We start from the raw sequence: 14,382 nt of genomic DNA, 5'->3' as shown, positions 1-14,382 counted from the left end.
CCATGTCGAAGCCCGACGAGCTGCTTGTCGACATCGCCGCCATGGTGGAGTCGGAGCAGAGCAATCAGATGTCGCTCACAGTGGTTGTCCAGGGTGCTGTCATCACGGGGCGGCTGGCGCCCGAGAGCGTGTGGCGGCAGCGTGTGGCCGAGGTCCTGGAGCAGTCGGAGCGGCTGGGACCGTTCTCCGCGCTCTTCGCCTCCGCCGGCCCGGACACCGGCCCGCCGCAACGGAAAGAGCCACCCACCCACCTGTATTTCCATGTGGCGAGGATTCTGCAGGGGAGTATCGGCCTGCCCGAGACCGGCGGGATGTATCGCATCGCGATCAAGGACGTAGGAGCGTGGACGGTGGGCGACTTCAGCTACTCCGACCGCTGAGGCCGGGTCTCTGCCCCGGCGCAGGACCGTCCTGCTGTCGCAGTCCCTGCCGCCGTCGCTGCCGTGGCCGCCGCGCGACCACGGCCCGTCATGAGCCTGGAGGACCACCGTCACACAAAGGTGGGCTCCGACCGGTGCGGTCGGAGCCCACTTCGTCGTGCGGGGTGGCCCGTGTCAGCCCGTCGGGTCGCCGTCAGGCGCCGCCGGAGCCTGGAGCAGTGCCGACGCCTCCTCAAGAGGCGTGCGGGCGACGGGGGTCGAGGAGCTGCTGCAGGTGAAGCCGAGGCGGGTCAGAGCCCGGGTCACTTCGCCGGCGGAGAAGTCGCGGCGGTCCTGCCGGGTGATGATCTCCCCGACCTGCTTGACGGGGTAGTGACGGCCGCCGATGAGTACGGACTCACCCGTGATGGGTTCGGGCTTGACGCCCTTCATCGAGTCCTGCACCTCGGTCTTGATCAGGTCGAAGGGGAAGCGGGCGATGACGACGCGCATAGTGCCTCTACAGGGTCGAAGAGAACCGGGAACGGCCGGACGGCGGAGCGGAGGAGGAGCGGCGGGCGAGCGGCATGACTGCCGCGTTACGGGGTCTTGCCGGCGGCGGGCCGGCGCTGCGACGTCCCGGACGCGGTCCGGGGTGCGCCGGAGGACCGACGGGCCTGCGAGGAGCGACTGCGCCGGCCGCGGGTGGAGGAGCCACTGCGCTTGGGACGTTCGACGACCGGTGCGGCAATGGTAACGGGAACCCCTGAGGGAGCCTGGGCACCGGTGATACGGGTCAGTTCGGCCTCGCCGGAGCGGACCTGGGTGGACTGGGGGGTGATCCCCGCGTCGGCCATCAGCCGGTCCATCTCGCGGCGCTGGCTGGGCAGCACGAGGGTGACGACGCTGCCGGACTCCCCGGCGCGGGCGGTGCGTCCGCCGCGGTGCAGGTAGTCCTTGTGGTCGGTGGGCGGGTCGACATTGACGACGAGGTCGAGATTGTCGACGTGGATGCCACGGGCGGCGACGTTGGTGGCCACCAGCACGGTGACCTGGCCGGTCTTGAACTGGGCCAGGGTCCGGGTCCGCTGGGGCTGGGACTTGCCGCCGTGCAGGGCCGCGGCGCGTACCCCGCTGTTCAGCAGGTGCTTGGTGAGCTTGTCCACCGCGCGCTTGGTGTCCAGGAACATGATCGACCGGCCTTCGCGGGCGGCGATCTCCGTGGTGGTGGCGTGCTTGTCGGCGTCACGGACGTGCAGCAGGTGGTGTTCCATCGTGGTGACGGCGCCCGCCGACGGGTCGACGGAGTGGACCACCGGGTCCGTCAGGTAGCGCCGGACCAGAAGGTCGACATTGCGGTCCAAGGTGGCCGAGAAGAGCATCCGCTGACCCTCGGGGCGAACCTGGTCGAGCAGCGCGGTCACCTGGGGCATGAAGCCCATGTCGGCCATCTGGTCGGCCTCGTCCAGCACGGTGATGCCGACCTGGTTCAGACGGCAGTCACCGCGCCCGATGAGGTCCTTGAGCCGTCCGGGAGTCGCGACGACGACCTCGGCCCCGCCGCGGAGCGCGCCGGCCTGGCGGCCGATCGACATACCGCCGACGACGGTGGCCAGGCGCAGCGACAGCGCCCGGGCGTAGGGGGTGAGCGCATCGGTGACCTGCTGCGCCAGCTCCCGGGTGGGGACCAGGACCAGGGCCAGGGGCTTGCCCGGCTCGGCGCGCTGGCCGGCGGTGCGGGCCAGCAGGGCCAGGCCGAAGGCGAGGGTCTTGCCCGAGCCGGTGCGGCCGCGGCCCAGAACGTCGCGCCCGGCCAGCGAATTGGGCAGCGTGGCGGCCTGGATCGGGAACGGGGCGGTCACCCCTTCCGCGGTCAGCGACGACAGCAGCGGGGACGGCATGTCCAGCTCGGCGAACGACTCGGCCGGCGGCAGCGCGGGGGTGTGCGTGACGGGCAGGGCGAACTCTCCCTGCGGCGCCGGACGCCGCCGCTTGCCACCGGAGCGGTTGGCCGACTGCGAGCGGTTGCCGCCACGGCCTGAACCGGCGGAGCGGGTACGGGAGAAGCGGTCGTTCGGGCGAGATGTGCGGTTCATGGAGAACCTTCCTCGATGCGGTACGTCGAGGAATTCCCGGCAGCTGTGAGCCACACACAAAAGAATCGCAGAACGGACCGGCGAAAACAGATGGAACGAGGCGGGGCGGAATCGACCGCCGACGCGTGGAAAAGATTTCGCCGCGAAGAGCGGCGCACGTGATGCCGGATCGGGGAGCCGGGTGGAGCGGCGTGCTGTCGCAGCAGGCCGTGGTCCGGTACCGAGCAGGTTGCCTCTGTCGCCGGCGCGGCCGTGACGGCACACGCGGCGGATTCCGCAAAGGGCAACGAGCTGGGGCCCGCACCCAAGGTGCGGGCCCCAGCTGCGGTGTGATGCGTCAGCGTCAGGCGGGAACGATGTTCTCGGCCTGGGGGCCCTTCTGGCCCTGCGTGACGTCGAAGGTCACCTTCTGGCCTTCCTGGAGCTCACGGAAGCCCTGGGTGGCGATGTTCGAGTAGTGGGCGAAGACGTCAGCGCCGCCGCCGTCCTGCTCGATGAAGCCGAAACCCTTTTCCGAGTTGAACCACTTAACGGTACCGGTAGCCATGTCATATCTCCTTCGGGGGCAGTGCCGGGGCCGCACTGTGCGGACCCCGCGTCGCCGTGATGATTGCCCCGTCCGGAAAACCGGATATACAAAAGCGCTCCCGCCGGCATGGAATGTCGACGGGGGTGCGAGAAGTCTTTGGGAACCACAACTGCAACTGAGATCGACAGTAGCACGGCATCAGCGGCCTTGCGTGGCTGTTGCCTCCGCCATTCTTGGGCGCGAAAGCCCCTGCTGCCGTGGCGGGTATTTCTGTGGTCGCGGCACGAGATATTTGCCCCTCGCGCACCGACCCGTCCGGCCACGGGAGGGGGTGGCTCGCCCCGCACTTTCGGCTTGCGCGGCCGCGTGAGCGGTCCGTGCGCCGCGCCGGTCAGGCGCAGCCCGCCGCCCTCCCGTCCGCCCGGCGCGTGCCGAGGCCTGGAATGGCGGAGAAAATCTATGCCGGTCACGATAGATATATGGATCTGAGCCTCGCGACCGGATTCCGTCGGCGGCGGCCGGAACCGTACCACTCACCGGGCCGGAGGGCGCCGGCCGCGGGAAAATGTCCGGGGAGGTGGCGGCGATGTCTCCGTGGCGGGTCCGGAATCTCGGCGAGGACGATCTGGACCAGGTGGTGCGCATCTGGGAGGAGTCCCGGGACACCGTGCGGGAACCGGCGGTGAGCCTCGCGGAAGTCGTGAGCGCCCTGCGGGGCAGGATGCCGGCCGTGGTGGCCGTGGTGGGGGACCGGGTCGTCGGGGCGGCGGTGTCGTCGGTGGCGCAGGAGCGGGCCTGGGTGCTGCGGCTGGCCATCGCCCGTCAGTGGCGCCGCCACGGCATCGGGTCGGCGTTGCTGGCAGCGCTGGAGGAGCGCCTGGCGGAGGCGGGTGTGCGCCGTATCGGGGCGCTGCTGCCGGAGGGGGAGGTCGGTGAGCAGGCCTTCAAGAATTCCGGCTACACCGGACGGCCGGATCTGAGCTATTTCGAGAAGCTGCTGAGCGCGGATTCCGCGGAGGCCACCCTGCTCGATCAGCTGGGCGGCGTGGTGCCGGAAGCCGGGCTGTGGGACGGCATTGCGGGGATGACCGGGGAGAAGGCCCTGATCGAACGGCGGCTGGTGCTGCCGCTGGAGAATCCCGCGGTCGCCGAGCGCTACCAGCTGGTGCCGCCGCGCGCCGTGGTGCTCTTCGGACCGCCGGGCACTGGGAAGACCACGTTCGCGCGGGCGGTGGCATCCCGGCTGCGCTGGTCGTTCGTCGAGGTGTTCCCCTACCAGCTCGCCGAGGACGCGCACGGGGTGGCGGCCGCGCTGCGGCGGCTGTTCGCGCGCGTCGAGCATCTGGACGAGGTGGTGCTGTTCTTCGACGAGGCGGAGGAGATCGCCTCCGAGCGGCAGGATCCGACGTCACTTGCCCACCGGGTGACCAATGAACTCCTCAAGCTCATCCCGCAGTTCCGGCGCGGTGAGCGCCGGCTGCTGATCTGTGCGACCAATGCGGTGCGTTCCCTGGACCCGGCCTTCCTGCGGCCGGGACGGTTCGACTATCTGATCCCGGTGGGCCCGCCGGACGCCGAGGCCCGACGGGCCATCTGGATCCGTTACATCGGCCCGGACCGGGTGGCCGGTATCGATCTTGACGCGCTGGTCGGGGCCAGCGGCCGCTTCACCCCCGCGGACATTGAGTACGCGGCGCGCACCGCCGCCCAGAGTGCCTTCGAGCGGCATCTGGCGGCGGGCCCGGGGCGGGCCGGGGACCCCACCCAGCTGACCGACGACTATCTGCAGGCCATCGCCCGCACCCGCACCACGCTCACCGAAGAGGACATCCGCGCCTTCGACCGCGACCTCCGGGCTGCCGGGCGGGTGTGAGGCCCGAGTGAGGGGTGAGGCCCGTGCGGGGCGTTCGGTCGACCGGCGGTGGAAGGGACCGGACGGCCCCTGTCCGGCACGTCCGGCGCATTCCAGGCTGGAGGTGTCACGGGTCGGGCGACGTGCGTCCGGGTACCGAGGAGGCGTCATGCAGAACACTCCGCACCTTGTCAGCGATGTGATGACGCAGACCGTGGCCGCGGTCGACCGGGAGGCGCGGTTCAAGGAGATCGTCGAGACCATGGAGCGGTGGCAGGTCAGCGCGCTGCCGGTGCTGGCGGGCGAGGGCCGGGTGGTCGGCGTGGTCTCCGAGGCCGATCTGCTGCCCAAGGAAGAGTTCCGGGAGTCGGACCCCGACCGTCTGGAGCAGCTGCGGCGGCTCGACGATGTGCGCCGGGCGGGAGCGCTGACCGCGGGGGAACTGATGACCGCTCCCGCCCTGACCGCGCCGGCCGATGCCACGCTCTCCCAAGCGGCCCGGACGATGGCACGCGGGTCCGTCAAACGGCTGCCGGTGGTGGACGCGCACGGGGTGCTCCAGGGCATCGTCAGCCGCGCCGACCTGCTGAAGGTGTTCCTGCGCTCGGACGACGACCTCGCGGAGGAAGTCCGCTACGTCATCGGTGAGCTGTTCGCGACGCCGGTCAGGGACCTGCGGGTCACGGTCGTCGACGGGGTCGTCACGCTCAGCGGGCAGGTCCGGGACACCTCGCTCATCCCGGTGGCCGCCCGCCTGGTGCGCGCGGTCGAGGGGGTCGTGGACGTGGAATTCGACGTCACCACCCCGGCTGCCGCACGGACCCGTACGCCGATGGCGGGTCCGCACGGCTGACGGGACCGTTCGCCGAGGCCGTTCACGGCACCCACCGGCGGCGGGGCGGGGCGCGGTCCAGGGCCCGTACCGAGGAGGCGTCATGGAACACAGCCCGTACACCGTCGGCGATGTGATGACCCGGACCGTGGTGGCGATCGGCCAGGAGGCGCCCTTCAAGGAGATCGTCGAGACCATGGAGCGGTGGCAGGTCAGCGCGCTGCCCGTGCTGGCGGGCGAGGGGCGGGTGATCGGTGTGGTCTCCGAGGCGGATCTGCTGCCCAAGGAAGAGTTCCGGGAAGCGCAGCCGAGCCGTCTGGAGCAGCTGACGCGGCTGGACGATGTGCGCAAGGCCGGCGCGCTGACGGCGGGGGAGCTGATGAGCGCGCCCGCCCTGACGGTGCACGCCGGTGACACCCTGGCCCAGGCGGCGCGGACCATGGCGTTCAAGTCGGTGAAGCGGCTGCCCGTGGTCGACGGCACGGGGCTGCTGCAAGGCATCGTCAGCCGTGCCGACCTGCTCAAGGTCTTCCTGCGCGCCGACGAGGACCTGGCGGCGGAGATACGGACGGAGATCATCGGCCCGCTGTTCGCCGCGGCGCCCGGGGATCTGGCGGTCGGCGTCACCGACGGAGTGGTCACCCTCAGCGGCACGGTCCGCGACCCGTCGCTGCTCCCCGTCACCGCCCGCCTGGTGCAGGCGGTCGAGGGCGTCGTGGACGTGAGGTTCGACGTCACCGGCCCGGTGCCCGCCGGGCAGGAGCGCCGGGTGGACCCCGGCTGACCAGGGGCTTTCGGTCACCGCACGGCCGCCCCGGGACCGTTCGGCCTGGCAGGCCCCTGCGAGAGGGGTCACGATGGGGACAGTGAGACGGACGTCGTACCAGCCGGAGGGGCGTCATGAGCGACGCGGAGGCTTTCTCACCGCACCGGCCGATCCGGGTGTTCCTGCTCGACGACCACGAGGTGGTCCGGCGCGGTGTGGCGGATCTGCTCGATGCCGAGCCCGATATCGAGGTGGTCGGCGACGCCGGGACCGCCGCCCATGCGCTCGCCCGCGGTCCGGCGCTCCGGCCGGATGTCGCGGTGCTGGACGTGCGGCTGCCGGACGGCGACGGGGTCACCGTGTGCCGGGAGCTGCGCTCGCACCTGCCGGATCTGGCCTGTCTGATGCTCACCTCGTTCGACGACGACGAGGCGCTGCTCGACGCGATCATGGCCGGTGCGGCCGGTTATGTACTCAAGGAGATCAAGGGGGCCGATCTCGTCGCCGCGGTGCGCACGGTCGCCTCCGGCAGCTCGATGCTCGATCCCGCGACGACGGCACGGCTGATGAGCAGTCTGCGGGGCGGCGACTCCGGCGCTCCGCCCGAGGCGGCGGCGCTCTCCGGTCTGTCCCCGCGGGAGAGGGAGATCCTCGGCCTGATCGGCGCCGGATTGACGAACCGTCAGATCGGTAAGCGGCTCTATCTCTCCGAGAAGACCATCAAGAACCACATCTCCCGCCTGCTGGCCAAACTCGGTGTGGAGCGGCGCATCCAGGCGGCCGTCCTTGCCACCCAGGCCGCCTCGGCTCCCGGTGCGGGCGCGGGCCCGCACGGGAACTGAGGCGGGAGCAACGGTGCTTCACCCCCGCAGGGGACCGGAGCCCGGGTGACGGGCCGCTACGGCCCGTTTCTCCGACCCCGAAAGGAGGGCGGTCATGGAGCCGGACATCATCACCGTGGGGCTCGACGGTTCGCCGGAGAGCCTGGCGGCCGCGCAGTGGGCCGCTGACGAGGCGGACCGGCGCCAGTCGGTACTGCGGCTGCTCCACGCATGGATACTGCTGGCCGCCGAGGCGCCGGACACGCCCCCCGACCGTGACCAGAACGCCGCCGCCCGGCAACTCGTGCGCCGGGCCCAGGACGCGGTACGGGAACGCCACCCGCATCTGCAGATCATCGAGGACCTGGTGGGGTCGGAGGCGGAACCGGCGCTGCTGCGTGCGGCCGGTGAATCGCTGATGGTCGTGCTCGGGTCGCGGGCACTCGGGACCTGGGAAAGTTATGTGCTGGGCGATGTGAGCCTGAATGTCGTGGGCCGGGCCGAGGGACCGGTCGTCCTGGTCCGGGCGGCCGAGCGGGCGAGAACACCGCGCCACGCCTCCGCGGACGGCACGCCGCCCGCCCCCGACCCGCGGGTCGTCGTCGGCGTCGGACTCAGCGGCCCCTGCGACCGGATGATCGAGTTCGCCTTCGACGCGGCGGCGAGCCGTGGCCTTCCGCTGCAGGCCGTCCACGGGCGCCCGCTGCCCGTGCAGGCGTACACCCCGTGGGGCATCGACCCCGATGCCGCGACGGAACTCACCAAAGAGGCGGACATCGAGCTGCGGGACGCCCTGCGCCCGTGGTGCGAGCGTTTCCCCGGTGTGCTGGTACAGGAGACCGTGCTGCCGGAGAGCCCGACCCGGGCCCTCGTACAGACGGTCTTCGGAGCCGAACTCCTGGTGGTCGGCCGCCGGCGGCACCGTCCCCTGCTGGCGCCCCGCGTCGGCCCGGTCGCACACGCCGCCATCCACCATGTGACTTGCCCGGTCGCTGTGGTTCCCCACGACTGAGAGCCTGCGGCAGTGCACCGCCCGCCCATGGGGCCGATGAGATCCGGCCCGGCACACCCGGAGGGACTGGCCAGAGATGAGGCACCGGACCGTGGCAGACCTGATGACGCCCGAGGCCGTCGTCGTCCAACGGGGCACTCCGTTCAAGGAGATCGCGCGGCTGCTCGACGAGTACGACATCACCGCCGTACCCGTGCTCGACGAGGACGACCAGCCGGTGGGGGTGGTGTCCGAAGCCGATCTGCTGCGCCGGCAGATCGCGAAGCTCGGGGCGACCACCGCCGAAGCGATCATGACGAGCCCCGCGGTGGTGGCCCGGCCCGAGTGGAGTGTCGTCGAAGCGGCCAGGACGATGGAGAAGAAGAAGGTCAAGCGGCTGCCGGTGGTCGACGACTCCGGACGGCTCATCGGCGTGATCAGCCGCAGTGACCTCGTGCAGCTGTTCCTGCGCCGGGACCGGGCCATCCAGGAGGAGGTGCTGGAGGAAGTACTGACGCGCACGCTCGGGGTGTCACCGTCCGCGGTCACGGTCGAGGTCTCCGACGGCCATGTGACCCTCACCGGCACCTTGGAGCGCAAGAGTCTGGTCCCGATCGCCGTGCGGCTGTGCGAAAGCGTCGACGGAGTGGTCGAGGTGATCGACCGGCTCAGCTCCCTGCGGGACGACACCGTCACGCCCCGGCAGGAGACGCCGGAGTAGCGCGAACGGGCCGTCGCCCCGCGTCCGGGAGAGGGACGCAGCGCCCGGACTCATTGCTGCGGTACGACCGAGACGGGGCAGTTGGCATGGTGCAGGGCGGCGTGAACGACGGGGCCGAGCAGCATCGGTGACCGCTGCAGGCGACGCCCGACGACCAGCAGCCCCGCATGGGAGCAGGCCGCCAACAGGACGGGTGCGGCTCGGCCGCTCCTGACGTGCGGGATCACCTCGACCGCGGGGAACTTCGCCCGCCAGGGCCCCAGCGTCTCGGCGAGCGCCTGCTGCTCCGCGACGCCGGCCCCTGTCCCGTCCGGCGGGCGGGCCGGGGCGGCACGCACCGGCCCCACGGGTGCCGCGGAGTCCCACGCCCGTACGGCACGTACGCGCGCGTGATGGGCGTCGGCGGCAGTGAAGGCGAATTCCAGCAAGGCCTCGTCCTCCGGCCCCGCATACTGCACGCCCACCACGATCTCCCGCCGCGGAAAGGCCGCGTCCTCGCGCACCGTGATGACCGGGCACTCCGCCCGGCCCAGCACCTGCAGACTGACCGAGCCGAGCAGGAAACCGGCGATCGCACCGTGCCCGCGCGACCCCAGAACCACCATCGAGGCCTGTGCGCTCCGCTCCGCCAAGGCGTCCGCGGGCCGCTCCCCGACCTGCTCGGTGGTCACCGGAACCCCCGGGTGCCCGGTCTGTGCCAGATCCGCGGCGGTACGGAGCATCTCGGCCGCATGGCGCTCCGGTCCGGCCGCCTCCGGAGCAGCCGGGGCCCTGTGCGCCGACGGGGCGCCCCAGGAATACAGCAGGTGGAGCGGGAGGCCCCGGGCCGCGGCCTCCTCGGCGCCCCAGAGCACGGCAGGCACGCTGTTCCCCGTGTCGTCCAGTCCTACGACCACCGGGCCGCCCATGACGCACCTCCGCGCACACGGTGCCCTCACGGGCGCCGGTGCCTCGCCCCTTCCTCTCCAGCCTGGCCGGAGCGGCGCCGCCCCGGCATGAGCCACTCGGCCCCCATCGCCCGGCCGGTCAGGCCCGGACGGCGCGAGGGAACCGCGGTGCCGGTGGTGTGAGGGCCACTGTCCGCGGCAGCGCGCCCCCGGGCACACGACGGCCTTCCACCGGTTCACCCCGGCGGAACGTCCCACGCACCGGCCCGCGGACGCCGTGTCGCACCGGCCTCCTGACGCAGCGTCACGGCGTCATCGTGGCGCTCGCGGTCGTCGCCCGCCGGCCGGTCCGCCTCCCCGCCCGGCACGTCCCGGCCTCTGACCCGGTCCACTGCGGGGACGGCGGCTGACCTGGGCCTTCAGGCCGATCCTGCGCGCCGGCCCGGCGCCGCCGCCACAGCACCGCATCGGAGGGAACCCGCTCGGTGGCCGCCGCCCCGGGCGGGGCCGGCGGGCTCGCTTCCGGCCCCCGCGCGGAGCACCCTGGAGACATGACCGTGTAGCCGTGAACCGAGCTGTGAGGTGCCTGATGAGCACTCTCGAAGAACACATTGACGTGGGCGTTCCCCTCGATACCGCATGGGCCTGCCTCCACCGCGCGGAGGCCTATCCACGGTTCCTGGACGGTGTGCGCGAGGCCCGGTCGGAGGGCGAACACCGGACCCATCTGGATATTGACGCGGGCGGTCAGCCACAGGAGTGCGTAGTGGAGATCACCGACCGCAGCATGGAAAACGTCATGAGGTGGCAGACCACCAGCGGCCCCGACCTGGCGGGCACCTTCTCGCTGCTGCCCATCGACGAGGAGCACACCCGGGTCCAGGCCCGGTTCGAATACGACCCGGGAACCATCAAGGAGGCCTTCGGCGGACCGCAGGGATTCGCCCAGGCATCCGCCATCGAACGCGGCCTCCGAAGCGACCTGCAGCAACTGAAGCGCCTGGTGGAACAGGAACGCTGAGCCACGCCGCCGCGCTCACCCCGTGGCCCGCCCCGATGACGGCCTTCCGCCGTACGGGGGCGGGCCTCGGGGTGGCTTGACCGGCATCACGAGGCTTGGACCGGGGGCGGGGTCGAGGCGACGCCGCGGCAGCCCGCTCGGCCCTTCGTGGTCATTCGCGATGGATGCGGGCGGCGACGATCACTCCGTCCCGAACCGTGTAGGTTCCGGCGAAGTAGCGATGGGTGCCATCGGTCTGTGTGGCGTCCAGTTCCACCGCAACGTTGTTGCCGACCACGGAGCGCACCGTGACGTCATCTCGTGCGGTGTCGCTGAAGGTCCGCACGAAGTAGTCGTACGGCTGCCCCGTGATGTGCTTCCCGCCGAGCGCCCAAGCAGCCACATATTCACCGTTGTTGATGGCCTGGAAATACGCTTCGACCACATCAGCGGGGTCCGGCGCCGCCTGGTTCGGTACGACCGCGTGGTGGCCGGCTGTGTCCGGTGTCCGCGGCAGGCTCCGTGGCTGAGCGATTGCCGCCGTACGGTCCTGGGCGTCCGGGGCCGCCGCCCCGGCGGCCACTGTCACCATCGACGCCCCGGAACTGCCCCCGGCCGGCGGGGCAACGCCCAAAATGGCGCCGATACCGACAAGGACCGCGGCCATCGCCAACCGCAAGCGCGGCACCACGCGGCCGGCCGTCGTTCGAGCACCGCGTCCGGTGCGGAACGCGCTGCCCTTCCGTTGTACGCAATGGCTCTTTGTGTGTCCCGGATGCTCCGTCATTGGTAATCCCGGGCAATACGAGGATCTGGATCTTCCCCTCCCATCGTGCGCTCCATGTCCGCCGGATGCACCTGCAGGACGAGACCGCGGAAGGGCACGCAGTGCCCAGCGCTGCGGAGCTTCAACTGGCCTGCTTTAACTGCCCTGTTCAGTGTGTAGCGCACCTAGGAGCGGCACGGAGATGCGTGGCCCGGGAAGCTGTGATGTTCTGAAGGTAGCCAAGTGCCGACGCCTGTACGCATGGAGCCACTGACCATGACGCGGAGTGCACGTCGCAAAGTTCTCACGCTTGCCTGCGCGCCCATGCTCGCTGTGGGGCTTGCGGTAGGTGTGTTCCCCACTGCCGCCGCAGCGTCCGCCGCCACCTGTCCCACCCGCACGGCTGAGGGGCGAGCGATCGACCGGGCGGCGGTGATTGCCGGATCCGATGCTGATACACCGTCAACCAGCGGCCCTGTCACCTCTGTTGGTGATGGCTGTCGATTCATGGCGGGGGGCCGTGCCGAGGTTACCAAGCGCGACCCGGTCGATTTGAGTGCCCAGCCCATCACGGTCAACGGGATGGGCCCGCTGCGCATGGGCATGAGCCGTCAAGCGGCCGAGCGTGCGATCGGAGCCCGCATTCCCGACGGACCGGGTGGGCCGGAGTGCCGTGACCTGGCCGTCGAGGGAGGGCCGCAGAACCTCTCGCTGCGCTTTTCCAACGACGACCGGCTGGTGGCGATCTCTGTCCTGTCGTCGACGCCGGATTCGCTCGCCACTGCTTCCGGGGTGCGGGTGGGGAGCACGCGGGAGGACGTGCTGGCCACGTACGGTGACGAAGTGACGTCGCGTCAAGACGGCGGACCCGAGGAGCTCGTATTCGCTCCCAGGTCGGCGAAGTTCCACGGGAGGGTCATCACCTTCTTCATGAATGACGAGGGCACGGTGGGCTCTTTCATGGCCGGCGAGCGCTACTTCACTGACCCGTTGCCCTGCGGCAGTGACTGACCGTTCCTCCCTGCCCCCGCCGCAACTACAGGCGGACGATGACCAGGGCGATGTCGTCGCGGGCGCCGGCGCTGACTCCCAGGCGGGCAAGCAGGGCGTCGGCGAGGCGTTCGGGGCTGAGTCTGCTGTAGGGGGCGAGGGCGTCGGTGAGGCGGGCCAGGCCGGTGTCGATGTCCTCGTCGCGGCGTTCGATGAGCCCGTCGGTGTAGAGGACGAGGGTGTCGCCCGGCACGTACGGGAGGTGGGCCTGGGGGCGCGGCACCTGTTCGGGGTGGGCGCCCAGGGGCGGGTCGGTGGCCCGGTCCAGGAGTTCGTGGGTGCCGTCGGCGTGCAGCAGGACGGGCGGGGGGTGGCCGGCGCTGCTGTAGGTGACCTGGCGGCCGCCGGTGTCGATCAGCGCTTGGACGGCGGTGGTGGCCAGCGCCTTGTCGACGGAGCGGGCGTACAGGCCGAGCACTTTCAGCGCCTGGGCGGGCCCTTCGACCGAGCGGGCGGCGGCGCTGAGGGCGCTGCGGAGCATCCCCATGACGGCGGCGGCTTCCAGTCCGTGGCCGACGACGTCGCCGACGGAGAGGGCGAATCCGTCCTCCGGCAGGTCGACGATGTCGTACCAGTCGCCGCAGACGTTCAGTGAGCCGATGGCGGGGAGGTAGCGCACCGCGATGTCACGGTGTCCGGCGAGGTCGGGGGAGTGGAGCATGGCTTCCTGCAGGGTGACGGCGACCTGGCGTTCGCGGGCGTGGGCCCGGCGCAGCTCCTCGTTGAGGTGCTGCAGCGCCCGTGCCCGGACGTACAGCTCGGCCTCCATCGCCTCCTCGCGTTCGCTCAGCTTCCCGCCGGGCGCCGGACGGGTCCGGCGGGAGTGGACAAACGCCGTCACGTCTTCGACCCGGTGGATGATCCACGCCACCCTGCCGTCCGGCCCGGGGACGGGGGTGTTGATCGTGGACCACCAGCGTTCCTCGAACAGCCCCGGCTGCTCCGTCACGGGGATGTCGTACCGCTGCACCGCCATCGTGTCCGGCTCCCCGGTGGACAGCACGCGGAGCAGCGAGGGGTGCAGGTTCTGCACCCCTTCGGCGTCCGGGTCCGCGGGGTTGTCGGGGAAGGCGTCGAAGACGTACTGCCCGAGCAGATCGTCGCGGGTCCGCCCGGTCGCCTCCAGATACGCCTGGTTGACGTCCACGATGACCAGCTCCGGATCGAGGACCAGGCACGCGCTCGGTGTCGCGGCGAACAGCGCCGCATGATCGAGCTCCGGTCTCCTCACACGCTCCCTGCCCATCCTCCCGCAGCCCGGTGATGCGGACCGTCCTCGTGCCCGCCCGCGCCTTAGCCGAGTGGCCCGGGTCCGCCACCGGTGTGGCCTGCCGCGCCGCGGGGCCGTCCCGGGCCGCGGCGGGTCAGGCGCCCGGCGGGCGGAAGCCGACCGACTTCTTGGCGGCCTCGTCGATCTCCTCGACGGTCAGCAGCGGAATCGTCTTGGAGCGCAGGGCTCCACTGGCGCGGACGGTCATGGCGATGGCGGCCATCGACAACTGGTCGGGGAAGTCGACGACGCAGTACAAGTCGTCGTCCCCGTAAGCGAAGTACATCGTTTCGAGCCTGCCGCCGCACGAGCTGACCACCTGCTCGACGGCCGCCTTGCGCCCGGTGCCGCCCTCGGCGAGCAGCCCCTTCATTCCCTCGGCGGTATAGCTGGCCTGGACCAGGTACTTCGGCATCCGGCTCTCCCATGTTTCGGCCCATGC

General features: G+C 71.2%; 16 protein-coding genes. 9 read left to right on the top strand and 7 right to left on the bottom strand.

Annotated features, from left to right (window positions below; genetic code table 11):
- The first annotated feature begins 2 nt into the window (after window positions 1-2).
- Entirely contained in the window at window positions 3-380 is a 378-nt protein-coding gene (locus NUT86_RS03855; protein WP_093638056.1) for a hypothetical protein, read from the top strand.
- A 174-nt stretch (window positions 381-554) separates the two neighbouring features.
- On the opposite strand, the gene NUT86_RS03850 is transcribed toward NUT86_RS03855, so the two are convergent.
- From NUT86_RS03850 to NUT86_RS03840, 3 genes are all read right to left on the bottom strand, one after another.
- Window positions 555-872: an SCO5918 family protein gene (locus tag NUT86_RS03850; protein ID WP_093638053.1), complete on the bottom strand. Its 318-nt coding sequence runs from the start codon at window positions 870-872 to the stop codon at window positions 555-557.
- An 86-nt stretch (window positions 873-958) separates the two neighbouring features.
- Window positions 959-2,455 (bottom strand): DEAD/DEAH box helicase, encoded by a 1,497-nt coding sequence (locus NUT86_RS03845; RefSeq protein ID WP_109887212.1) that lies wholly within the window; start codon window positions 2,453-2,455, stop codon window positions 959-961.
- A gap of 343 nt (window positions 2,456-2,798) precedes the next feature.
- On the bottom strand, window positions 2,799-3,002 hold the full coding sequence (locus NUT86_RS03840; protein WP_009715709.1) for a cold-shock protein: 204 nt from the start codon (window positions 3,000-3,002) through the stop codon (window positions 2,799-2,801).
- A 568-nt stretch (window positions 3,003-3,570) separates the two neighbouring features.
- On the opposite strand from NUT86_RS03840, the gene NUT86_RS03835 reads away from it, so the two are divergent.
- The 6 genes from NUT86_RS03835 (at window position 3,571) to NUT86_RS03810 (ending at window position 8,967) form a co-directional block, all read left to right on the top strand.
- Entirely contained in the window at window positions 3,571-4,857 is a 1,287-nt protein-coding gene (locus NUT86_RS03835) for an ATP-binding protein (protein ID WP_266439739.1), read from the top strand.
- A gap of 148 nt (window positions 4,858-5,005) precedes the next feature.
- Window positions 5,006-5,689, top strand: coding sequence for a CBS domain-containing protein (locus NUT86_RS03830; RefSeq protein ID WP_148590962.1), 684 nt, complete (start codon window positions 5,006-5,008; stop codon window positions 5,687-5,689).
- 82 nt (window positions 5,690-5,771) lie between these two features.
- Window positions 5,772-6,452, top strand: a complete 681-nt coding sequence (locus NUT86_RS03825) for a CBS domain-containing protein (RefSeq protein ID WP_274733403.1) — start codon at window positions 5,772-5,774, stop codon at window positions 6,450-6,452.
- 116 nt (window positions 6,453-6,568) lie between these two features.
- Window positions 6,569-7,276 (top strand): response regulator, encoded by a 708-nt coding sequence (locus tag NUT86_RS03820; protein WP_109887208.1) that lies wholly within the window; start codon window positions 6,569-6,571, stop codon window positions 7,274-7,276.
- A gap of 94 nt (window positions 7,277-7,370) precedes the next feature.
- The gene (locus NUT86_RS03815) at window positions 7,371-8,267 is read left to right on the top strand and encodes a universal stress protein (RefSeq protein WP_274733400.1); all 897 of its coding nucleotides are present in this window, start codon (window positions 7,371-7,373) and stop codon (window positions 8,265-8,267) included.
- Between the two features lie 76 nt (window positions 8,268-8,343).
- Window positions 8,344-8,967, top strand: a complete 624-nt coding sequence (locus tag NUT86_RS03810) for a CBS domain-containing protein (protein ID WP_093638036.1) — start codon at window positions 8,344-8,346, stop codon at window positions 8,965-8,967.
- A gap of 50 nt (window positions 8,968-9,017) precedes the next feature.
- On the opposite strand, the gene NUT86_RS03805 is transcribed toward NUT86_RS03810, so the two are convergent.
- On the bottom strand, window positions 9,018-9,875 hold the full coding sequence (locus tag NUT86_RS03805; RefSeq protein ID WP_274733397.1) for a universal stress protein: 858 nt from the start codon (window positions 9,873-9,875) through the stop codon (window positions 9,018-9,020).
- Between the two features lie 568 nt (window positions 9,876-10,443).
- Here NUT86_RS03805 and NUT86_RS03800 point away from each other — a divergent pair.
- Window positions 10,444-10,875, top strand: coding sequence for an SRPBCC family protein (locus tag NUT86_RS03800; RefSeq protein ID WP_093638030.1), 432 nt, complete (start codon window positions 10,444-10,446; stop codon window positions 10,873-10,875).
- Between the two features lie 151 nt (window positions 10,876-11,026).
- On the opposite strand, the gene NUT86_RS03795 is transcribed toward NUT86_RS03800, so the two are convergent.
- Window positions 11,027-11,446 carry a hypothetical protein gene (locus NUT86_RS03795; RefSeq protein ID WP_274733394.1) on the bottom strand — a complete coding sequence of 140 codons (420 nt, stop codon included), beginning with the start codon at window positions 11,444-11,446 and terminating at the stop codon, window positions 11,027-11,029.
- 435 nt (window positions 11,447-11,881) lie between these two features.
- Here NUT86_RS03795 and NUT86_RS03790 point away from each other — a divergent pair, with 435 nt between their 5' ends.
- The gene (locus NUT86_RS03790) at window positions 11,882-12,631 is read left to right on the top strand and encodes a hypothetical protein (protein ID WP_274733393.1); all 750 of its coding nucleotides are present in this window, start codon (window positions 11,882-11,884) and stop codon (window positions 12,629-12,631) included.
- 25 nt (window positions 12,632-12,656) lie between these two features.
- Here NUT86_RS03790 and NUT86_RS03785 read toward each other — a convergent pair whose 3' ends face one another.
- A complete protein-coding gene (locus tag NUT86_RS03785; RefSeq protein ID WP_159491261.1) occupies window positions 12,657-13,916 on the bottom strand; it encodes a PP2C family protein-serine/threonine phosphatase in 1,260 nt (419 codons plus the stop codon).
- Between the two features lie 118 nt (window positions 13,917-14,034).
- A complete protein-coding gene (locus tag NUT86_RS03780) occupies window positions 14,035-14,355 on the bottom strand; it encodes a GYD domain-containing protein (RefSeq protein ID WP_093638021.1) in 321 nt (106 codons plus the stop codon).
- Window positions 14,356-14,382 lie beyond the last annotated feature (27 nt).

Source organism: Streptomyces sp. G7(2002) (assembly GCF_028870195.1).
Taxonomy (GTDB): Bacteria; Actinomycetota; Actinomycetes; order Streptomycetales; family Streptomycetaceae; genus Streptomyces; species Streptomyces nigrescens.
This window is presented reverse-complemented; position numbering and strand designations above follow the sequence as displayed.